This window comes from Natroniella sulfidigena, assembly GCF_023223645.1.
Lineage (GTDB): Bacteria > Bacillota > Halanaerobiia > Halobacteroidales > Halobacteroidaceae > Natroniella > Natroniella sulfidigena.
This window is the reverse complement of sequence record NZ_JALKBY010000004.1, coordinates 29953-52685: the sequence shown is the minus strand read 5'-3', so window position 1 is coordinate 52685 and position 22733 is coordinate 29953. Positions and strand designations below refer to the sequence as shown.

At 34.5% G+C, this 22733-nt stretch carries 20 protein-coding genes and 1 riboswitch; of the genes, 18 read left to right on the top strand and 2 right to left on the bottom strand.

The window, feature by feature from the left end; genetic code table 11:
• Nucleotides 1-17 precede the first annotated feature (17 nt).
• The 5 genes from MWH28_RS03735 (at nucleotide 18) to MWH28_RS03715 (ending at nucleotide 7330) form a co-directional block, all read left to right on the top strand.
• Entirely contained in the window at nucleotides 18-2141 is a 2124-nt protein-coding gene (locus MWH28_RS03735) for a polyribonucleotide nucleotidyltransferase (RefSeq protein ID WP_248617945.1), read from the top strand.
• Between the two features lie 134 nt (nucleotides 2142-2275).
• On the top strand, nucleotides 2276-3115 hold the full coding sequence (locus MWH28_RS03730; RefSeq protein ID WP_248617944.1) for a deoxyribonuclease IV: 840 nt from the start codon (nucleotides 2276-2278) through the stop codon (nucleotides 3113-3115).
• 14 nt (nucleotides 3116-3129) lie between these two features.
• The gene (locus MWH28_RS03725; protein ID WP_248617943.1) at nucleotides 3130-5238 is read left to right on the top strand and encodes an ATP-dependent DNA helicase; all 2109 of its coding nucleotides are present in this window, start codon (nucleotides 3130-3132) and stop codon (nucleotides 5236-5238) included.
• A gap of 80 nt (nucleotides 5239-5318) precedes the next feature.
• Nucleotides 5319-6257 (top strand): cell wall hydrolase, encoded by a 939-nt coding sequence (locus MWH28_RS03720; RefSeq protein WP_248617942.1) that lies wholly within the window; start codon nucleotides 5319-5321, stop codon nucleotides 6255-6257.
• A gap of 161 nt (nucleotides 6258-6418) precedes the next feature.
• Nucleotides 6419-7330, top strand: coding sequence for a cell wall hydrolase (locus MWH28_RS03715; protein ID WP_248617941.1), 912 nt, complete (start codon nucleotides 6419-6421; stop codon nucleotides 7328-7330).
• Nucleotides 7331-7361: 31 nt separating this feature from the next.
• Here MWH28_RS03715 and MWH28_RS03710 read toward each other — a convergent pair whose 3' ends face one another.
• Nucleotides 7362-8057, bottom strand: coding sequence for an N-acetylmuramoyl-L-alanine amidase family protein (locus MWH28_RS03710; protein WP_248617940.1), 696 nt, complete (start codon nucleotides 8055-8057; stop codon nucleotides 7362-7364).
• A 153-nt stretch (nucleotides 8058-8210) separates the two neighbouring features.
• On the opposite strand from MWH28_RS03710, the gene MWH28_RS03705 reads away from it, so the two are divergent.
• From MWH28_RS03705 to dut, 4 genes are all read left to right on the top strand, one after another.
• Nucleotides 8211-9002 (top strand): polysaccharide deacetylase family protein, encoded by a 792-nt coding sequence (locus MWH28_RS03705; protein WP_248617939.1) that lies wholly within the window; start codon nucleotides 8211-8213, stop codon nucleotides 9000-9002.
• Nucleotides 8995-9729, top strand: coding sequence for a polysaccharide deacetylase family protein (locus tag MWH28_RS03700; protein ID WP_248617938.1), 735 nt, complete (start codon nucleotides 8995-8997; stop codon nucleotides 9727-9729). Before MWH28_RS03705 ends, MWH28_RS03700 begins: the two co-directional genes overlap by 8 nt.
• Complete coding sequence (locus MWH28_RS03695; RefSeq protein WP_248617937.1) at nucleotides 9726-10598, top strand: VanW family protein; 873 nt, start codon at nucleotides 9726-9728, stop codon at nucleotides 10596-10598. The genes MWH28_RS03700 and MWH28_RS03695 overlap by 4 nt, the downstream gene beginning before the upstream one ends.
• 650 nt (nucleotides 10599-11248) lie before the next feature.
• Nucleotides 11249-11680: a dUTP diphosphatase gene (dut, locus tag MWH28_RS03690; protein ID WP_248617936.1), complete on the top strand. Its 432-nt coding sequence runs from the start codon at nucleotides 11249-11251 to the stop codon at nucleotides 11678-11680.
• 363 nt (nucleotides 11681-12043) lie between these two features.
• Here the strand turns inward: dut and MWH28_RS03685 are convergent, their stop codons facing one another.
• Nucleotides 12044-13123 (bottom strand): RNA-guided endonuclease InsQ/TnpB family protein, encoded by a 1080-nt coding sequence (locus MWH28_RS03685; protein ID WP_248617935.1) that lies wholly within the window; start codon nucleotides 13121-13123, stop codon nucleotides 12044-12046.
• Nucleotides 13124-13661: 538 nt separating this feature from the next.
• On the opposite strand from MWH28_RS03685, the gene MWH28_RS03680 reads away from it, so the two are divergent.
• From MWH28_RS03680 to MWH28_RS03640, 9 genes are all read left to right on the top strand, one after another.
• Nucleotides 13662-13925, top strand: a complete 264-nt coding sequence (locus MWH28_RS03680; protein WP_248617934.1) for a YlmC/YmxH family sporulation protein — start codon at nucleotides 13662-13664, stop codon at nucleotides 13923-13925.
• An 85-nt stretch (nucleotides 13926-14010) separates the two neighbouring features.
• Nucleotides 14011-14496, top strand: coding sequence for a general stress protein (locus MWH28_RS03675; protein ID WP_248617933.1), 486 nt, complete (start codon nucleotides 14011-14013; stop codon nucleotides 14494-14496).
• Between the two features lie 66 nt (nucleotides 14497-14562).
• Nucleotides 14563-14736: riboswitch (Lysine riboswitch) on the top strand.
• Between the two features lie 230 nt (nucleotides 14737-14966).
• Complete coding sequence (dapB, locus tag MWH28_RS03670; protein WP_248617932.1) at nucleotides 14967-15770, top strand: 4-hydroxy-tetrahydrodipicolinate reductase; 804 nt, start codon at nucleotides 14967-14969, stop codon at nucleotides 15768-15770.
• A gap of 94 nt (nucleotides 15771-15864) precedes the next feature.
• On the top strand, nucleotides 15865-16749 hold the full coding sequence (dpsA, locus tag MWH28_RS03665; protein WP_248617931.1) for a dipicolinate synthase subunit DpsA: 885 nt from the start codon (nucleotides 15865-15867) through the stop codon (nucleotides 16747-16749).
• 85 nt (nucleotides 16750-16834) lie between these two features.
• Entirely contained in the window at nucleotides 16835-17428 is a 594-nt protein-coding gene (locus tag MWH28_RS03660; RefSeq protein WP_248617930.1) for a dipicolinate synthase subunit B, read from the top strand.
• A 101-nt stretch (nucleotides 17429-17529) separates the two neighbouring features.
• The gene (locus MWH28_RS03655) at nucleotides 17530-18528 is read left to right on the top strand and encodes an aspartate-semialdehyde dehydrogenase (protein WP_248617929.1); all 999 of its coding nucleotides are present in this window, start codon (nucleotides 17530-17532) and stop codon (nucleotides 18526-18528) included.
• 20 nt (nucleotides 18529-18548) lie between these two features.
• Nucleotides 18549-19769 carry an aspartate kinase gene (dapG, locus tag MWH28_RS03650; RefSeq protein ID WP_248617928.1) on the top strand — a complete coding sequence of 407 codons (1221 nt, stop codon included), beginning with the start codon at nucleotides 18549-18551 and terminating at the stop codon, nucleotides 19767-19769.
• 21 nt (nucleotides 19770-19790) lie between these two features.
• Nucleotides 19791-20669, top strand: a complete 879-nt coding sequence (dapA, locus tag MWH28_RS03645) for a 4-hydroxy-tetrahydrodipicolinate synthase (protein WP_248617927.1) — start codon at nucleotides 19791-19793, stop codon at nucleotides 20667-20669.
• Nucleotides 20670-20941: 272 nt separating this feature from the next.
• Nucleotides 20942-22609, top strand: coding sequence for a ribonuclease J (locus tag MWH28_RS03640; protein WP_248617926.1), 1668 nt, complete (start codon nucleotides 20942-20944; stop codon nucleotides 22607-22609).
• Nucleotides 22610-22733 lie beyond the last annotated feature (124 nt).

Here is a 22733-nt window from a genome sequence, read left to right as displayed (position 1 = left end):
GAAAGGGGTTAGATTTTATGGCACAAGAATGGTCAATGGAATTAGGAGGAAGAGAGTTAACGATTGAAACTGGAAAGTTGGCCCAGTTAGCTAATGGTTCAGTTTTGGTTCGGTATGGAGAAACAGTTGTTCTAGTAACTGCTACAATGGATGAACCTAGGTCAGGGATTGACTTTTTTCCATTAATGGTTAATTATGAAGAAAGGTTATATGCAGCGGGTAAGATTCCTGGTGGATTTATTAAGCGAGAAGGAAGACCAAGTGATGCAGCTACATTAACATCACGGGTAATTGATCGACCACTACGTCCTTTATTTCCTAAAGGGATGAGGCATGATGTTCAAGTAGTAGCTACTGTATTATCAGTTGATTCTGACAATACTCCTGATATTGCTGCTATGATTGGTGCATCAGCTGCACTTGCTATTTCGGATATTCCATTTGATGGGCCAATCGGTGGGGTTAAAGTAGGATTAGTTGACGGAGAATTTGTTATTAACCCAACGATTGAGCAATATAAAGAAAGTGGATTAGATTTAACAGTAGCAGGAACTGAAGAAGCAGTAATGATGGTTGAAGCAGGGGCCAACGAAGTATCAGAAGAAGAGATGATAGAAGCTATTGATTTTGGACATCAGGTAGTTAAGGAAGTTGCAGCATTACAGAGTAAAATAGTTGACGAAGTAGGTAAAGAAAAGGCAGATATTGAATTAAAAGTTGTTGAGGATGCAGAGATTGAAAAGGAAGTTAGAGATTATGTAGGAGATCAACTAAGTCAAGCTTTACAGACTGCTGATAAATTTGAGCGTGGAGATCAAGTTAATCAGGTAAAGCAAGAAGTTATCGATCATTTTAAGGATAAATATCAAGAGCATGAAGATCTTCAAAAAATAATTAAAGTAGTTAAAAGTACTTTAGATAAGGTTGCAAAAGAATCGATCAGAAACTTAGTTTTAAATGAAGGAGTCAGGATTGATGGTCGTAAGTTAGATGAAGTTCGCTCAATCTCGTGTGAGGTTGGTTTATTGCCACGAGCACATGGTTCAGGAGTATTTACTCGTGGGCAGACGCAAGCAATGACAGTGGCAACATTAGGTGCTGTAGGTGATGAGCAGATCTTAGATGGGTTAGAAGAGAAAGAATCTAAAAGATATATGCATCATTATAACTTCCCACCATACAGTGTAGGTGAAACGAGTCCATTGCGTGGACCAGGTAGAAGAGAGATTGGCCATGGTACTTTAGGTGAGCGAGCATTAAGACCGATGATTCCTGAAGCAGATGAATTTCCTTATACGCTAAGGTTGGTTTCTGAAGTTTTAGCTTCAAATGGTTCTACTTCCCAAGCAAGTATCTGTGGAAGTACATTAGCTTTAATGGATGCTGGAGTACCAATTAAAGCACCAGTAGCAGGAATTGCAATGGGATTAATGAAAGAAGATGATCAAGTAGCAATCTTAACAGATATTCAAGGAATAGAAGACTTCAATGGAGATATGGACTTTAAAGTAGCAGGAACGAAAGAAGGAATTACAGCTTTACAGATGGACATGAAGGTTAAAGGTGTTGCTAAAGAGATTCTAAAAGAAGCATTAGAACAAGCAAGAGTGGGTAGATTGCATATTTTAGATGAAATGTTAAAGACAATTTCTGAACCACGTGAAGAGATGTCAGCTCATGCTCCAAGCATTATGACAATGCAAATAGATCCTGACAAGATCAAAGATGTTATTGGTCGAGGCGGGAAGACAATTAAGAAGATTGTTGACGAGACAGGCGTAAAGATTGATATTGAAGATGATGGAACAGTCTTTATTGCAGCTGAAGATCAAGAAGGTGGCAAGGAAGCTCGTAGGATGATTGAACGGTTAACTAAGGATGTTGAAGTTGGGGAAATGTATTTAGGAAAAGTAAAAAGAACAACTAACTTTGGTGCCTTTGTTGAAGTATTGCCAGGTAAAGAAGGATTAGTGCATATTTCTAAGTTAGCTGATCATCATGTTAAAAAGGTAGAAGATATTTTAGAAGTAGGAGATGAAGTACTCGTTAAAGTAATAGGAATCGATGATCGAAATCGGATTAATCTATCTCGTAAAGCTGCTTTAGAGGATAAAGATGAGCAGAATAAAGAAGATAATTAATAAATAAGGATAAATTTTATTCAAGGCATAAACTGGATTTATTCTGGTTTATGTTTTTTAATTTTTCTTTTTTGTTTTGAATTTAATTGTAAATTGTACATCATAAATTGTGAATTGAAACGGGAGGTGGAAATATGAAATTTGGTGTCCATACATCAATTGCTGGAGGGATTGACCAAGCAGTTATTAGAGCAGCTGAGTTAGACTGTAATACTTTTCAGATCTTTTCTACCAATCCAAGGGGCTGGAAAGCAAGGGAATTGACTAATGAAGAAGTAGAGAAATTTAAAGATAATTTAAAGCAATATCAAATAGAATCAGCAGTAATTCATACTCCATATTTAATCAATTTAGCTTCACCTAAAGATGAGTTATATCAAAAATCAATTGATGCTTTGGTAGCAGGGGTCAAACGGGCTGATAGATTGGGGATTGAATATTTAGTCTTACATCCAGGTAGCCATACAGGTTCGGGTGCTGAAGCAGGAATTACTAGAATAACGGAGGCTTTAGAAGAGGTTTTAGAGCGAACTGATCCTGAAGTTCGTATTTTATTAGAGAATGTCGCTGGAGCTGGTACAGCTTTAGGTTCTAGTCTAGAAGAGTTAAAGCAGATGATAGAGCCAATTACGAATAATGACCGATTAGGGCTTTGTTATGATACTTGTCATGGTTTTGCAGCAGGTTATGATTTGCGTGTTGAAGAAGAATTAGATAAGTTAGTAAGGCAGATTGACCAGTTATTTGGGTTAGATAAGTTAGGAGTAATTCATGCTAATGATTCTAAGACAGAGTTTGCTTCTAATAAGGATCGTCATCAGCATATTGGACAGGGTGAAATCGGTCTAGAAGGTTTTGAAAATTTAGTTAATCATCCTCAATTACGGAATAAATTATTTATTTTAGAGACCCCAATTGATGACAATGGTGATGATCAACAAAATTTAGCTACGCTTAAAGAGTTAGTAAAGTGAAAGGATAAGGGATTATGAGTTTAAAGTTAGAGTTAGATCAAATTGAAGATTTTTTTGCTCCTGGTCAAAATTTGGCTACTTCCTTTGCCAAGTATGAATATCGACCCCAGCAGCAAAGAATGGCAACTAAGATCACGGATGTCTTTAAAGAGAAAAAACATCTATTAATAGAGGCTGGAACAGGAACTGGAAAGTCTTTAGCTTATTTGGTTCCTAGTATCTTTTCTTCATTAGTTGAAGAAGAAAAGGTTGTTATTTCAACTAATACAATTAATCTTCAAGAACAGTTGATTAATAAGGATATTCCGTTATTGCAGGAAGTTTTTGAGTTGGATTTCAAAGCTGTATTAGTTAAGGGACGAAGAAACTATGTCTGTTTGAGAAGGTTAATTCAATATGAAAAAAATGCTCAATTAACTGCTGATAAATATGATAAGTTATCAAAGATTAATCAATGGGTTTTAAAGACTGAAACTGGATGTCGCTCTGATTTGAAGTTCAAGGTTGAGTTTGAATTATGGGATCAGATTGCAGCTAAGAGTGAATTATGTTTACGGGCCAACTGCCCTTATTATGAGCAGTGCCATTTTATCTTTGCTAGAAGGGAAGTTGAAGAGGCTGATCTGTTGATTGTAAATCATCATCTATTATTTGCAGATCTTGCTTTAAGAAAGGAAGAAGATTTAGAGGAACAAACAGCAGTCTTACCTGCTTATAAGAAGATTGTTTTTGATGAAGCACATAATATAGAAGAAGTAGCCACTAATTATTTAGGGTTGAAGCTTAATAAAGAAGGAATTGTTAAGTTTCTACAATCTTTACACCACTCAGAAGAAGGAATTGGAGTTTTATTACAATTGAGATTAGCCAGCAGTAAGCTAAAAGATAAATTAAAACAAAGCTTTCAAAAGCGAATTGATAATGATTTAGTTCCGTTAGTTAGGAGATTAACTGAGAAGGTACATAGCTTATTTAATCAGTTGATTAAATTTCTAGATAGCAATTTTAAAGAATATAAGGTCAGGCTAACAGAGGAAGTTCGTGAAAAGGAGTTATGGCAGCAGGTTATTAAGGTGGAATTTGAGAATTTTTTATTAGACTTAAGTAGTTTAAGACACGGGTTAGAAGGGTTATTTGAAGAGCTAGCATTAACAGAAGATGAACTAGAAAATTTTGATGCTTTAGCTGTAGAATTAGCAGCAAAGATAGATTTTTGTAATAAGGTCAAGCAGACTATCGAAGAAGTAATTGAGACTCCTCAGCAAGACTATGTCTATTGGTTAGAACATCGTTCTGATAATTGTAGTCTCTGTTCAGCTCCCTTAGATATTAGTCAAGAATTACAGGTTAATTTATTAGAAAAGATGGATTCTGTGATCTTTACTTCGGCTACTTTAACAGTTGATAATTCCTTTGACTTTATTAGTAAGAATTTAGGACTTCAAGAATTTACAGTAGATAATTTAGAAGTAGGAAGCCCTTTTGATTATCGTAATCAATTACGAATAGGGGTAATCAAAGATCTTTCCAATCCAAACCAGAAATCATTTGTTCAAGAAGTTGTTAGAGCAGTAAAGAATATTGTTCAAATTAGAGAAGGAAACAGTTTAGTCTTATTTACTTCTTACTGGATGTTAAATCAGGTTTATCAAGAGCTATTAGAAGAACTTGATCAATTAAAGATTAATAATCTTTACTGTCAAGGTATGAAGTCTCGCCACCAATTGATTGAAGAGTTTAAAGCCAATCAAAAATCATTATTACTAGGAACAGCTAGCTTTTGGGAAGGAGTAGATATTCCAGGTGAGCAATTAAGCTGTGTAGTTATTGTCAAACTACCTTTTTTAGTACCAACTGATCCAGTTATAGCAGCTAAGATAGAAGATTTAGAAGCTAATGGAGAGAATTCTTTTTTCAACTATATGTTACCTAAAGCAGTAATTAAATTTCGGCAAGGAATTGGTAGGTTGATTCGTTCTAAGGAAGATCAAGGCTGGGTTATAATTTTGGATAATCGGGTGGTCAGTAAAAGTTATGGTAATATATTTTTGAAATCTTTTCCTTCAGAGAGCCAAATTGTAATTGATAAATTAAATAAATTAACAGATAAATTAATTGATTAATTAACAGGAATTAGACAAGCTATCTAGAATATTTTAAAAGGTATCTAAATTAGAAGTTAGTCTAGGAAAGGAGTAGTGAAATGTTTAAAAAGAATAAACTTATAGTTGGATTAGCTATTTTATTTATATTATTTACAGCTGAAATTAGTTGGGCTGCTCCAAACTTTAGAGTTAAATTAGTTTATACGGTGGGAGAAGGTGAGGCGTTGATTAATATCGCCCGACAATTTGAGGTCAGTGTGCGGGAGATTAGAGAGCTTAATAGTTTGGAAGAAGATGAATTTATTAGAGCGGGAGACAAGTTATTAATTCCTGAACATCATGAAGTAGTTGATGGAATAGCTATTCAAGAAGATATTAATAAATTATATCAACCAGATGATGAATTAGATAATTATCAATTAGATGTCAACCAAGAGTATAAAGTAAAAGTTAGAAAAGAGAGTCCTCGTCAAGAAATTGATGTTAGTGATTTAGAGACTTTAGATTATCCTATTAAACGTGGAGATAATTTATATGATTTGGCTAGAGAGTTCAATACTAATGTTAGTGTGCTTAGAGAGTTGAATGATCTTGGTAGTTCAGATGTAATTAGATTAGGTGATACGATTCAATTACCGATCAATAATTTAAGTGACAAAGAAGTTTTATATCATACGGTAAGTGATGAAGAGGTTGAATTACTGGCTAGAATAATACATGGTGAGGCTCGAGGAGAGCCTTATATTGGACAAGTAGCAGTAGGAGCTGTAGTGTTAAATCGAGTAATTGATTCTTATTTTCCTGATGATATTGAAGCGGTTATTTATCAGTCAGGACAGTTTTCACCGGTCTTTGATGGACAGATTAATCTAACACCAAATAGAACAGCTTATCGGGCAGCTGAAGCTGCTTTACGAGGAGAAGATCCAACCCGTGGGGCTGTATATTTTTATAATCCACGGACTGCTAATTATATTTCTTGGTTTGAAACCCGGGATACAATTGTTAAAATTGGAAATCATGTCTTTGCCAGATAAAAAACTTTAATCCCCAGCTGGGGATTAAAGTTTTTTTGTTTATTAATTTTTATTTCCAGTTATCTTAAGAACTTCCTTTGATAAGTTACAAGCAATTTTATATAATTATCTGCAGGTTAAGCATTTTAGATAATCATGATAGAATTTAAAGGAGGAGAGCGATGAAGCAAAAAACTATATTAGCAGTGGCAGTAATGATTTTGACAGCGATGGTATTAGTACCTGTAGCAGAGGCGGCTTCATTGGGGAGTAGACCATTATCATTTACGAGTGATGGTGAGGATGTAAAAGAATTGCAAGCAAGATTAGCAGGGTTTGGTTATTACTCTGGGCCAATAAGTGGGCAGTATGGTCAACAGACGGAAAGAGCAGTAATCAGATATCAGCAAGATAATAATTTAGCGATTAATGGAATTTCTGATTGGAGAACAATTAATAGCTTGACTTCAAAGCAGTATCAAGTTAGAGCAGGAGATACTTTGTCGAGAATTGCTAGAAGTTTTGACACAACAGTTCGAGAGCTTAGAGCTTGGAATAATTTAAGTTCTGATTCAATTCGTACTGGAAGAATGTTAACTATTCCACATTCTAACTCTAGTGTTGAAGCTAGTGTTCAGACAAGAGAAGATACTCAAGCAGTACAAGCTGCTGAAACAGAACAAGCAGTACAAGCTACTGAAACAAGCCAAGACTCTTCAAATTATGAAGTAGATATTACAGATGAAGAGTTTGAATTACTAGCAAGAGCTGTTTATTCAGAAGCACGTGGAGAACCTTATAAGGGACAGGTGGCAATAGCAGCAGTTGTTTTGAATCGAGTTGAAGATCAAGAATTTCCTAATTCTATTAAAGATGTTATTTTTGAACCATGGGCTTTCACTGCGGTGCATGATGGACAGTTTTGGTTAGAACCGGATCAAGAATCAAGAGATGCAGTTGAAGAGGCTTTAAAAGGTTGGGATCCTAGTAGAGGAGCAGTATTTTATTACAATCCTGTAACTGCAACATCCCAATGGATGTTTGATAATATGCGTAGTGAGACAATAATTGGAAAACACCATTTCTCAACTTGATTTTTTAAAATATTTGATAGCTAAGAGACCCCTAATTAGGGGTCTCTTTTAATTTTTGATTAAAGTAATTGATAATTCCCTCTCCAATTCCTTGGGCAATCTTTTGTTGTTCTTCTGGATTGGTCAACCTTTCTCTATCTTGAGGATTACTTATAAAGCCAACCTCTACAATTACAGCTGGAATCTCACTTTTACGTAAAATATAATAGGGAGCTGATTTGATCTTGCGATAATTTTCTGGTTGAATTTCTATTAATTTTTCTTGAATAGCGGAAGCAAGTTCTTTACTTTCTTCTGAATTAGGTTTATAAAAAGTTTGGCCCCCAAATGATGTAGAACTAGGGAAGCTGTTGACATGGATACTGACCAATAGGTCTGCATTACTTTCATTAGTTATCTTAGTTCGATTAATAATATCTTGATTACGATCATCATTATATAATTTATCCTCTTTACGAGTCATTATTATTTCTAAACTACCTCTATCTAAAAAAGCAGCTAAATTTTTGGCAATAGCTAAGTTAATATCCTTTTCTAAGATTCCTTCTGTGTTGGCCCCAGCATCGATACCTCCATGTCCAGCATCAATAACTATCTTTTTTTCTAACTTTGATTGTGATTGATTATTTTGAACAGCAAAGTTAAATATAGAACCAAATAGAAAGAAGATGAAGAAAAATGATGCTAGAGTAGAGGTTGAAAAAGCTTTGAACCAAATTATTTTCATTAGCAGACATCCTTTATCTAGGTTAGGTTATAAAATTATATTAGTCAGTTGGCTTAATATTCAGAGTAAAATATTCCAGTTGCTGCTGAAAGTGATAATTAATAATTAGTTTGAATAAATAGATAGCAAGGAGTGGTAAGGAGGATAAAGAGAATGATATTAATGTTAAAGGCTAAAGATATCTTGATACTTTGTGTAGTATTAGGGTTTGCTTTCTTTCTATTTGGGACAGTAACTAGGGAGTTTGTTGTTCAAAGAGAAGAGGTTATGGTCAGTCAAGATAAGTTGGTTCCAATCTATAAAGTAGATCGAGAAGATAAGAAGATAGCTATTACTTTAGATGGAATGTGGGGGGCAGAGAGAACACCTGAGATACTAGAGATTTTTGAAAAACATGATTTAAATATAACCTTCTTTTTTGGTGGTAATTGGTTAGAAGAAAACCCTCAGCTTATTAAAGAGATGGTAGCTAAGGGCCATGAGATAGGTAATCATAGTTATACACACCCTCATATGGCTTCTTTGACAAAAGAAGAGATCAAACAAGAGTTGAATCAAACAGAAGAGTTGATTAAGAAATTGACTGGAGAAGGTTCAAGGTTATTTCGACCTCCCTTTGGAGAATACAATAATTTGTTGATTGAGACCTGTGAGGAGTTAGGTTATTATCCAGTTCAATGGAGTATTGATTCTCATGATTGGATGGATGTCAGTAGTGATTATATTGTCAATCGTGTTTTAGATAATGTTGGCCCGGGTGATATTATTTTAATGCATAATGATGGAGAGAAAACTCCAAAGTCATTGAGTAGGTTGATTCCTAAGTTAAAGGAGCAAGGTTATGAAATTGTACCGCTGTCTGAGTTAATTTATACTGAAGATTATTATATTGAGAAGCATACAGGTCTACAAAAGAAGATAGAAAGGGGGCATGAAGATGGCTAAAAGAAAGATAAGATTTTTTTATTTGCCAATGAATCGTCAAGTTATTGTCGGTTTGCTTGCTGTTGTTATTTTAGTCAGTTTTGGGATGATTAAATTCAATACTCCTAATTATGGTGAGCGACCTGTTTTTCAAGCTCAAAATGGGGCTTATTATCAAGGGCCAACAGATGAGGCTAAGATGTCTCTAGCGATCAATGTTGCTTGGGGGGAACAACACATACCAGATATGCTTGATACTTTAGATCAATATCAGGTTAAAGCAACTTTCTTTTTTATTGGAAGATGGGTTGAAAAATTTCCCGAGTTGATAACAGAGATTGAGGAGCGAGGTCATGAATTAGGAAACCATGGTTTCCGGCATTGGCATCCTAAGCAATTATCAAACGAAGAGCTAACTAGTCTAATCAAGGATAATGAGGAATTAATTGCTGCAGAGACTGGTTATCAGACCGATTTATTTGCTCCGCCATATGGTGAAGTAGATGAAAGGATTGTTGAGGTTGCTGAGGAGCTTGGTTATAGAACGATTATGTGGACGATTGATACTATTGATTGGCAACGTCCTAGCTCTGATGTAATTATCAAACGTGTTGTTGATAAGGCGGAGAATGGTGGAATTGTACTGATGCATCCTACTGAACCAACAGCAGCAGCTTTACCAGAGATGATAGCTAATTTACAAGAGCAAGGTTATGAGTTAGTGACTATTTCTGAGTTATTGGAATGACAGAAAAGATGAGTGATCAAGGAGGTATAATTTATGTAGTCCAGCGAGGAGCAATAATTTTAGTAATAATTATCTTAGTTGTTATTTTGCTGTTGAGTTTATTAGGAGAGTTAGATAAAGTAAGAAGAGTGATTTGGGGAGTAGAGGATGGAGTGAGTTATTATCAGTATGATCTAAGTGGTTATTTATCCCATGAAGTTGAAGAGTTACTTTTAGAGCATTCTCAAGAGTTAATCTTATATCCTGTTGATGCTACCTTAGATCAAGAAAGTGGAGAGATTATACCTGAAGCTTTTGGGCAGATTTTAGATATTACAGCTACTAAAGGAAAGATTGTAGAGGCTGAAGAAGGTGAGTACTTAGAATCAGTTTTAGAAAGAATAGAACCATATATCAGAAAGGAGCAACTTGAAAAAATAACTAAAGAAATTGGTGTTTATACCACTCGAGCAACGGGAAGTGAGAGTAGAAGGGAAAATATTAAATTAGCTACTGAGTCAATTAATAATCAACTAATACTATCGGGTGAGGTATTTTCTTTTAATGAAATCGTTGGCCCGCGAACTAAGGAGCGAGGATTTAAAGAAGCACCACAGATTGTAAATGGAAGGTTGGTACCAGGAGTTGGAGGAGGGATTTGTCAGGTTTCCAGTACATTATATAATGCTTTAAAACAGGATAAGCTAGAGATTATAGAACGGCATACCCACTCTAAAGATGTTAGTTATGTTCCCGAAGGAAAAGATGCAACGGTTGCTTGGGATTATTTTGATTTTAAATTTAAGAATAATTTTAAACAACCAATTATAATTAAAGCTAGTAGTGGAGGCGGATATGTAACAGTAAGAATTTTGGGGTATCAGGAGTGATGGTTAAGTTTAAGGCTGAGGTTGAGGCTAAGTCAAGCGTTAAATAAATAGCTTTTACTTAAATTTAATTACAATTATGTGTAACTTTTGATTTGAACCATGAGGGGCATTTCTAGTTCAGGAAGATTTTTTCTGAGCTTCTAAGATTCATCTGCGAATAAATAAGAGCAAGCTAATTTAAAAGTAGGAAAATTAGCTAATTCATACTCTTATTTATTTCTCGACTTATCAAGAAGCTAGACGAAAAAATCTAGATGTCACTGCGAAACACCCCTCATGTTAAATTTTTAGATTGTAATGTTTTGATTTACCCGAAGAATTTATGCGATTGCGGTGGAAGTGGAGGAGTTTATACGTAATTTTAATACTTCAAATGAGAATGATTTGATTTTGGTGATTGCAAAAATTCAAATTCTTATTGATTTTTTGGCTACTTTTTTATCAAGAAAAAAGGTAGCACGGAAGAAAGTTTGGTTTTTAACTTTTCCGTAAAATGGTTTTGATTTTAAGGTTTAAATTGTAATTTTTTAATTTTAAAAGCTAAGTTTAATATCAATATTATTTATTTTGAATTTAATTGCAGGAAGGAAATTAATAATCTAGAAAGATGGAATGACGGTAATCAATTTTTTAAGGAAAGGAGCAATTAGATGAAGATTAAGATTAAACGATTAGATAAGTCACTCCCATTACCTAATTATCAACATCTAGGAGAAGATGCAGGGTTGGATCTTTATTCTAGGGAAACAGGAGTCTTAGAACCAGGAGAGTATCGATTATTTAAAACAGGGATTGCTATTAGCTTACCAAGAGGATATGCAGGTTTTGTCAATCCTCGTAGTGGGCTTGCTTTAAAGCATGGTGTTACTGTTTTAAATGCTGATGGAGTTATTGACCCTGGCTATCGGGGGGAGATAGGTGTGGTGTTGATCAATCACGGGACAGAAGATTTTGAAGTTGTTAAAGGAGATAGAATTGCTCAGTTGATTGTACAGCAATATGAAGAGGTAGAATGGGAAGAAGTAGAACAGTTGGATGATTCAAAACGTGGTAGTGGAGGATATGGGCATACAGGAATTTAAGTCTGAGTTTGAGGTTAAGGTTGAGTAAAAAATATAATTTAGTGTTGGCCTATGGGTATATTCTAGGATATAGAGTATGCTTATAGGTCATTTGTTTTTTTATTATGTTGGAAATTTAATTCATATTATGTTAGTAATGGTGAATAGAATATAAATAGTAGATTAGTCAACTTCTCCCCACTGAAGTAGGGAGCTTGTTAAATTCAAAACTATACTCAGTATAGTCTACTAACAAGATTTACACCTTCTTAAACCTACAAGTTGGTAATTCAGGATTAAGAAAGTTGAAGGATAGTTGACAAATGTTACCCTATCCCTTTAGTTAAAACTAGAGGGGCTACAGATTACTCTGTATGCTATCTTTTAAATAGCTTTTTTAGCAATATTTATACTTGCGTTACTATCAGCATTTAGAATATGTCCATTAGCACATTTAAAGAAGTCTTGTTTATAGTCAGATCTAAATCCTTTTTGATCACATACAGAACAGATTTGAGAGGTATTTTTGGGGTTGATTTCTTCAACTGGAAGTCCTTTTAAATTAGCTTTATGTTTGATAAATTGTTTTAGTTGGTAGAAAGCCCAGTTGTTCTTTTCATAGTTATTTAAAGAGTTATCATTTGTAATATTTTTTCTGATATTCTTTAAATCTTCAAATACTATTTTAGAGTTATATTTATCAGCTAGATCAACTATCCTATTGGCAATCTTCCAATTAAGTTGTTTACAGATTTGATTTTCCTTAATTAAAGAAGTTTTTAAACTTCCAGAGGATCTAGCTTTAGCTTTACGTTTTTGCTTATACCTCATTCTTTTAAATCTTAATTGTTCGCCTGATATATGTTCTGTATGCAAAACAGTTTGAGCTTCATCTAAAATGCTAAATGTAGCAAGGTTGATAATACCTAAATCAATACCTAGAGTTGTATCAGTATCTCTTTTAGGTTGTTCATATTCTAAAGTTAAATCTAAATACCATTCATTATTAGATTTATATAGTTGTGCAGTTTTAATCTTGTAATTATCATCTTCAAGGTAGTTTAATTGATATTCTCCAAAAGATAAAGGACAATAAATTTTATCTTTATTAGGGGTTAATATCTTAGCAAAACATTTGCCTTCATCATTGATAATTTCAAAGGATTTTTTGTGTACCAATCTAACAGGTACTATTCGATTAAAATTAGAGTTTTTATTAACTTTATAAACTTCAACAGCCTTACGATTCGCCTCATTGGCTACTTGACTAGGAAGCTTATAATTATTTCTTAAAACTCTATATGTCTGTTTATGGGATTTAGTATAAGCAGTAAATCCCCAATGTTTAACAATTTTAAGTGCTGAACGAATTGCTTTATTCCAATTCTTAGATAGCAATTCAATTTTGTTTAATTTAGTTTTAGTAGGTTTGTATAATTTCAAGTGGTGCAAAGTTAAATGCAATCTTATCACCTCTTAATTATAATATAACCTATTATTATGTTAATATGTATAATGTTTTATTCTATATAAAAAGATAAACCGTTGCAATTCCTCCACCAGATGAATCAGGTGGCATCCTTGCGACATTAACGTGACTGGTAACTGGTAACTGGTAACTAGTAACTAGTAACTGGTAATTAGTAATTAGTGATTAGAAAATAGAGCTTAATTACAATAATGTGGCACTTTGGTGCCACATTATTGAGTTGACAGTTTACGGTGGATATGGTTTTTATGGGTTTCACGAAGGGTCTTGATAAAGACCCGTAGGTACAGTTTACAGTTAAGATCAAAATATTAAGAGCTTAAAACCTATGAAAAGCTTTAGAATTATAGGTTTAGATTGGTTTTGGGTTTAAGTTTTAAATGGTTTTAACTGTCAACTGTTCACTGTCAACTGATATAAAGTGGCAAAGTGCCACTTTATATCAATTATAGATTTTCACTATTTATTATTAACTATTAACTGTTTTATTGAGGGGAGGCTTAGTATAAAATTATGAACTTGAGTGAATTAGAAGGTAAAGAGGTAATTAATATGCATGATGGAGTAAGGTTAGGCATGATCAACCAATCGGAACTTGTTTTCGATGAACAAACAGGGAAGTTGGAGTCGATTGTAATCCCTAATCGAGAGAGCCTTTTTAGTGTTTTTGGACAAGAACAGTACTTAATAATTCCTTGGGAGGCAATAGTAAAGATAGGTTCAGAAGTTGTGATTGTTAATCTAAAATCGAAAAATTATAAAGCTTATTCCTCATAAATAGCAATTTAGAATATAAATTTTTAACTTGGATAAAATAAAATTGAAGTAAATTAATAATCTAATTTGAAGGGAGCTAGATATAATGCCAACAGTTTTAGGAGTATTTGATTCAGAGGAATCTGCTCAACAAGCAATTGGTCGTATGAAAGAAAATGGTATTAGTGAAGAGAGAATCTCTTTAGTAGCTAAGCGTAATGAAGGACAAGATATGGAAGCTGGCGGAGAAATGAGAGGAGAAGAACAAGATTTAACTGATGGTACTGTAACAGGAGGTGCATTAGGAGGAATAGGAGGAATCCTAGCTGGAGCTGGATTATTAGCTGTTCCTGGAGTAGGACCAATCTTAGCTGCTGGTCCATTAGCTGCTGGATTAAGTGGTGTAGCTGCCGGAGGAATTGCTGGTGCTTTAGTTGATTATGGGGTTGATGAAGATACAGGAGAAAGATATGCTCAAGAGGTAGAACAGGGTAGAATCTTAGTAGCAGCAGAGGAGACAGATGAAAATCGAGTGAGTGAAGTTGCTAATATATTAAGAGAGAATGGAGCATATGATGTCGAGCAACATTAAGTTAAATTTTTAACTTAGATAGCTTGACAAATTAGTCTAAATATTAGACAATATAATAAATGCATATATAAAGATTGAGGTGCAATAATCATCAGTATTTATAAGGAATTGGCTGTAAGATTTATAAAGAAAGGGATTATTGCCGAAATCTAGCTGCGAGTGGCCTTCCAGCTAGGTTGGGTCTGTATTTAATAAATTCAGGTCTGTCACTAGTTGATCTAGTGGAGTGCTATCTAATCAGGAGTTGAACAAAAAGCGGTTGGTAGTGCTACCAATCGCTTTCTTTTTATGAACAGAATAGTTATCTAAATTAAAAGTTAAACTTAATTACAAAATAGCTTAAGTCTAAGGTTGAGTTTAAGTCTAAGCCAACCGTTAAAAGCATAAGGGCTTAGGTTTTACTTAAACTTAGACTTAGCCTTAAACTTAATATCAATTAAATTTCATGAATTATGAAAGGGAGTGAAATAATGACTAAAAAAATAGTAGTAGCAGGGGCCAACGGAAAGATGGGCCAAGAAGTAGTAAGAATGATTGCTAGAGTCGATGATTTTGAATTAGTAGGAGCAGTTGATATAACTGATGTTGGAGAAGATATCAATCAACTTCTAGGGTTAGACGGGCCAACAGTTGAGATAAAAGAAGATTTAGCAGAGGTAATATGTGATAGTGAGCCTGACGTGATAGTTGACTTTACTAATCCCCAAGTTGTAATGGGAGATATTAAAGAAGCTATCGAAAAAGAGGTTGATATAGTAGTAGGAGCTACAGGAATTACTGAAGCAGATTTAACTAAGATTGAAGAGTGGAATCAAGGAATAGATACTAAAGTGATTATTGCTCCTAATTTTGCTATTGGAGCTATCTTAATGATGCAATTTAGTAAGCAAGCGGCTAAATTTATGAATGATGTGGAAATTATAGAGTTACATCATGATCAAAAGATAGATGCTCCATCAGGGACTGCAATTAAGACTGCAGAGTTGATTAAAGAGAATTTAGCAGAGGAGCAAAAAGAGCAAGTAGAAGAGATCGAAAAGTTACCAGGAGCTCGGGGTGGAGAACAAGATGGAATTAATATCCATAGTTTACGATTACCTGGACTAGTTGCTCATCAAGAGGTTATTTTGGGAGGGTTAGGTCAGACATTAAAGATTAGACATGATTCGATCAATCGTGAATCCTTCATGCCAGGGGTTGAATTAGCAATTAGAAAATTAGATGAGATTGATGGAGTTATTTATGGGTTAGAAAATTTAATTGAATTTAATTAGAATTAATTAATTTTAGACAAGCACTATCTCTTTTAGTTATACATAGAATGATATTGATAGTGATTAAGTCAAACTAGAAAGGGGGGATAATTAGATGTATGATTTAACAGGACTAGAGGTTGCTGTTTTGGGGGGAGATGCTCGAGAGTTAGAATTGATATCTAACTTATTAAACCAGGGAGCTGCTTTAGAAGTAGTGGGAAGACCTAGTCAATTAAATGAGCAAAATATAGATATAGTTAATTCATTAGAAGAATTAGAAACTACTGATTTAAAAGCAGTAATAGCTCCGATGACTGGAACTGATACTGAGTATAAGATAAAAAAGACCTTTAACAATCTGGATATTTATTTAACAGAGGACTTTTTTGCTAGTTTAGAGCCTAATACCATCTTTTTTATAGGGTTTGCTAAACCTAAGATTAAAGAATGGTGCCAGAAGTATCAACTTCAATTAGTAGAGTTGGCTGACCTTGATGAAGTGGCTATCTTAAATGCAATTCCGACAGCAGAAGGAGCGATTGAAATTGCTATCAGGGAGATGCCAATTACATTGCATAATAATAATTCTTTTGTACTAGGATTAGGTAGAGTTGGTCTAACACTAGCTAGAATGTTACATGATTTAGGTAGTAAGACTTATGGTGTGGCAAGAAAGCCTAAAGATTTAGCACGAGCAGTTGAGCTAGGATTAACTCCGGTTGATTTTGTAGATTTAGCTGACCAGATAGCTGAAGCAGACTTTATCTTTAATACAGTTCCAGTTATGGTCTTAGATCGAGAAATTTTAGAACAGGTAAATCCAGAGGCTATCATTATTGATTTAGCTTCTGCACCTGGAGGAACTGATTTTGAAGCAGCTCAAGAACTAGGAATCAAGGCTGAATTAGCATTAGGATTGCCTGGTAAAGTTGCCCCTACAAGTGCTGGAAAGATTTTAAGTGAGATTATCCCTCGAATTATACTAAAAGAGCAATGAGCTACTAATTATATATAGATAAAATGGATCACATAACTTATGGCTCAAAGTTTATAATTCACAGCTTATAGGGAGGTGCTTGTCTGTGGATGTTGCTGGGAAGAAGATTGGTTTTGCTTTAACTGGTTCGCATTGTACTTTAGAGCAAGTCTTACCTGAAATGAAGAGGTTGGTCGATTTAGGTGCGGAAGTTCAGCCTATCTTATCAGAAGCAGTTCAAACATATAAGACTAGATTTGGAACACCCCAAAAGTGGAGAGAAGAAGTGACTAAGATTACAGGGAACAAGCCTTGGACATCAATTTCGGAAGTTGAGCCGATTGGCCCTAGGGAGTTATTGGATATATTGATTGTTGCTCCCTGTACAGGAAATACTATAGCTAAAATAGTCAATGGAATTACTGATACAACTGTAGTTATGGCAGTAAAGGCCCATTTGCGTAATAGTCGAGCAACAGTATTAGCTGTAGCGACCAATGATGCTTTAGGCAATAATGCTGCCAATATAGGTAAAGCTTTAAATATACCTAATTTGTATCTTGTTCCTTTAGGGCAGGATAATCCGACTGAGAAACCAAATTCTTTGGTTGCTAGAATGGACTTGGTTGTTGAAACGACTCAATATGCGTTAGAAGGTAAACAGTTACAACCTGTGATTATTGAATATAAAGGAATCTAATCAATTGACAATTAGCAGTTAACAATTTATAATTAAAATGCTTTTAACTATTAATTATAAATTGTTGATTATAAATTAATCTTATCAAGGAGGAATTAAATATGGAAAAGTTAAATGTAGCGGTAGTAGGTGCAACAGGAGCAGTAGGTCGTGAGATGGTAAGTATTTTGGAGGAGAGGGATTTTCCATTCACTGATTTGAAGTTGTTGGCGACAGAACGTTCTGCTGGTACGGTAATGACTTGTAAAGGGGAAGAGTATGTTGTTGAGGTGACAACTCCTGATTCTTTTGAGGATGTTGATATTGCCTTGTTTAGTGCGGGAGGAAGTGCTAGTAAGAAGTTGGCCCCTGAAGCAGTAAAAAGAGGTACTGTCGTAATAGATAATAGTAGTGCTTTTAGAATGGATGATGAGGTACCATTAGTAGTACCTGAAGTTAACCCAGATGATATAGCTAAACATAATGGAATTATAGCTAATCCAAATTGTTCTACAATTCAGATGGTAGCAGCTTTAAAACCTATTTATGATCAAGTTGGAATTAAAAGAATAGTCGTTTCTACTTATCAGGCTGTATCAGGAACTGGTAAAGATGCAATGGATGAATTAAAAGAACAGACAAGAGCAATTTCAGCTGGTGATGAAGTAAAATCAGAGGTCTATCCTAAACAGATTGCTTTTAATGCCTTACCACATATTGATGTCTTCTTTGATGATGGTTATACTAAAGAAGAGCTAAAAATGGTCAATGAAACTAAGAAGATTATGGATGATGAAGCGATAAAAATAACAGCAACTGCTGTGAGAATACCAGTTTTGATTGGTCATGCTGAAGCTATTAACTTAGAAACTGATGATCAATTGACTGTAGAAGAAACTAAGCAATTATTAGATGATTTTTCTGGAGTAAAGGTCGTCGATAATCCAGCTGAATTGGCTTATCCTGTACAGTTGGATACAGAGAAAACTGATGATGTATTGGTCGGAAGAATCAGAAAAGATGATACTGTTGAGCATGGTTTGAATTTATGGGTAGTGGCTAATAATTTAAGGAAGGGGGCTGCTTTAAATACGATTCAAATTGCTGAGAAGTTAATTTGAGTGTAAAGTGAGGTGATTGAATGTATAAGATAGTAATTCAAAAGTTTGGTGGTTCGTCGGTTGCTACGCCTAAACGACGAGAACAGGTGATTGATAAAGTAATCAACTGTATTAACCAAGGGTATAAGCCTGTTGTCGTTGTATCGGCAATCGGTAGAGAAGGAGCCCCATATGCTACAGATACGTTAATTAACTTTGCACAAGAAGTATATGATACTATAGATCCCCGGGCCAAAGACTTATTAATGTCTTGTGGTGAAGTGATTTCAAGTGTAGTTATTACTCAGGCTTTAAAAGCAAGAGGTTATGAAGCTGAACCATTGACTGGAGCTCAAGCTGGGATTATAACTGATGATAACTTTGGTAATACCCGGATTAAAGAGGTTAAGGCTCGTAAGATATTAGATGTCTTAGATAAAGGAAAGATTCCAATTATAGCTGGATTTCAAGGGATTTCAGAGAGTGGAGAGATTACAACCTTAGGTCGAGGAGGTTCTGATACAACTGCTTGTGCTTTAGGAGCTGCTTTACATGCTGAAATGGTAGAGATTTATACGGATGTTGAAGGGGTGATGACAGCAGATCCTAGAATAGTTCCTAATGCTAAAACTTTAAAGCATGTTACCTATAATGAAGCCTGTGAATTAGCTTATCAAGGGGCAAGGGTTATTCATCCTCGGGCAGCTGAAATATCTAAAAGGGAGCGGGTTCCAGTAATTATTCGTTCTACATTTAGTGATGCACAGGGAACTGTAATTTCTAATGCTTTCGAGCAAGATGAGATAGAGATTAAAGGTGATAAAATAGTTACAGGAATTACTAGTAGAACTAACTTAGATCTGCTTAAGATTTTTCCCAGAGCGGAACAAGAAGATGCTACTGCTTTAGGGTGTTTTAGGATACTAGCTGATGAAGGAATAAGTGTAGATTTTATTAATGTTAGACCTGATTTAATTACGTTTATGATTAATACTGAGGCTGTAGAATTAGCTTCTGAATTGTTAGATGAAGAAGGATATCAATATGAATTATTACAGGATTTTGTTAAAGTTTCGATTGTAGGAGCTGGAATGGTAGGTGTACCTGGAGTAATGGCTCGAATCGTTGAGGCCTTAACTGATGCAGATGTATCGATTTATCAAACGACAGACTCACATACTACAATTTCTTGTTTAATTAAGAAGAAAGATGAAGAAAAAAGCCTGTGTGCCTTACATGATTATTTTAACTTAGGTGACTAAAAAGCGGAGGTGTTTGTAAATATGGAATTTGGTGAAGTATTAACAGCAATGGTAACCCCTTTTGATGATGATTTAGAGGTTGATTATGACCGAGCTGTAGAACTAGCAGAATATTTACTTAATAATGGGTCTGATGGTTTAGTTGTATTAGGAACGACAGGAGAAGTACCTACATTGACAGTAGAAGAAAAGGTAAAGTTATTGGAAGTTATTAATGAGGCTGTAGGTGAGCAAGCTACTATAATAGCAGGAACAGGTTCTTATTCAACACAAGCTGGTATTGAATTAACTAAGAAAGCAGAGGAGATAGGTGTTGATGGTGTTATGTTAGTAACGCCATACTATAACAAACCTCCTCAAGATGGGCTCTATAATCATTTTAAATCGATTGCTGATGTAACTGATCTACCTGTAATGCTTTATAATGTACCAGGAAGAACAGGAAGAAATGTTGAACCTGAAACAGTAGCTAAATTATCTAAAATTGATAATATTGTTGCACTTAAAGAAGCAAGCGGTGATGTAGATCAAGCAATTATGGTTCACAGAATGACTGATGATGATTTTAAAATTTATAGTGGGGAAGATAGTTTGATTTTACCATTGTTATCGATTGGTGGAACTGGTGTAGTCAGTGTATCATCTCATTTAGTAGGTGATCAGATTAAAGAGATGATTACATCTTTTAAAGCTGGTAAGGTAGAAAAGGCTATTGAAAAAAATAAAGAGCTTAATAAGTTGTTTAAGACTATGTTTATTACAACTAATCCTATTCCTGTAAAGACTGGATTGAATTTAATAGGTCAGCAAGTAGGTGGATTCAGAGCACCATTAAATGGTTTAAATGATCAACAAGAGGCTGAATTAAAAGATGTTCTAGCAGAATATAATTTGATTTAGATTTATAGATATGATAAATTAAGGAAGGTCACCTTTCGTGGTGACCTTCCTTAATTTATCCTTTGATTAGATGGAATAATTTTTAAATTTGATGAATTAGGGCAATCTTACTTGTATTTAAGTAGAAAATGTTTTATAATATGAACTAGAGTATTATACTGTGGAGTTTCGGTTAGATTTTAAATAAGATAGTTATTAATAAAGATTACGTATAAATTTTTAAATGTCAAAAAAAGAAATAATTTATTAATTTGGAGGTGTGTGTTAATTAGATGTCAAACAATAAAATAGGGTCAGTTACAGTTGTTCCTCTAGGAGGAATAGGGGAAATTGGAAAAAATATGATGGCGGTTGAAGTAAATGATGAGATACTAATTATAGACTCCGGGGTGAAATTTCCTGAAGATGATCTATATGGAATAGATTTAGTTATTCCAGATATGTCTTATTTATTTGAGAATCGGGATAAGATTCAAGGGGTTGTTTTAACTCATGGGCATGAGGATCATATAGGAGGAATTCCTTACTTGTTGAAGAAGATTAATGTTCCCGTCTATGGAACGAAATTAACTCTAGGGTTATTAAGAGGTAAACTAGAATCTCATAATCTATTGTCTAACTCTTATTTGAAGCATGTTTATCCAGGGCATTCAGCTCAAGTTGGTTCTTTTAAGGTTGAATTTATTCGAGTTAACCATAGTATTCAGGATGCTTGTGCATTAGCAGTTCATACTCCAGCTGGGCCACTTGTTTATGCTAGTGATTTCAAATTTGATCAGACACCAATTGATGGGAAGATGGCTGATCTGCATAAATTAGCAGAGCTAGGAGATGAAGGAGTGTTAGCTTTATTTTCTGATAGTACTAATGTGGAACGTGAAGGTTTTACAATGTCAGAAAGAGAGGTTAAAAAGACGATAGATGAAATTTATGAAGAAGCAGAGAGAAAAGTTATTGTAGCTAGCTTTGCTTCTAATATTAATCGAATTCAGCAGGTTTTTGATGCAGCTATGAAGTATGATCGTAAGGTTGCTTTAAGTGGTCGGAGTATGTTAAATAATGTTCAAATTGCTAAAGATTTGGGTTATTTAGATATTCCTGAAGGTATGTTGATTGATCTACATGAGGTAAAGAAATTACCTGATCATAAGGTAGTATTATTGACAACAGGAAGTCAAGGTGAACCACGAGCTGCATTGACGCGGATAGCTAGAGGTGACCATCGTCAAATCAGTATCGATGATGGAGATACAGTTATTGTTTCTGCTACTGCTATTCCTGGAAATGTTAAGGCAGTTGGTCGGACAATCAATCAATTATTTAAGCAAGGAGCAAATGTAGTTTATGAAGCTGTCTCTGGTGTTCATGTTTCTGGACATGCAAGCCAAGAAGAACTTAAGTTAATGCTGAATTTAACTAAACCTAAGTACTTTTTCCCGGTACATGGAGAATACAGACACTTACATTTGCATGCTAAATTAGCTGAAACTGTAGGTGTTCCTAAGGAAAATATCTTTATACCTGATTTGGGGGATAAGATTAGATTGACACCTGAAGAAGGTCAAATTGAAGGTAGTGTTAAAGCGGGACGAGTATTGATTGATGGTTTAGGAGTTGGAGATGTAGGTAATATTGTTCTGCGTGATAGAAGGGTTTTATCTGAAAATGGTATCTTGATGGTTGTTGTTACTATTAATAGTCAAGGTAAAGTCTTATCTGGCCCTGATATTATTTCGCGTGGTTTTGTTTATATTAGAGAATCTGAACAATTAATTGAAGATGCTACGAAAAAAGTAGAAAAAGCACTCAGCAAGTGTGAAGAGAATAATGTTACTGAGTGGTCTGTTTTAAAATCTGAAATTAGAGATGCCTTAAATAATTATTTATATAATAAGATCAGAAGAAAGCCAATGATCTTACCGATTATTATGGAAGTTTAAACAGTATAATATTTTTGGAATCTGAACCATTTACAAACATCGCAGAAGTTATTTCTGCGGTGTTTTTTTGTTATTAGGGAAATTATTGTTTTTTAGATTTCATAGAATTTTTTATTAGCTATGT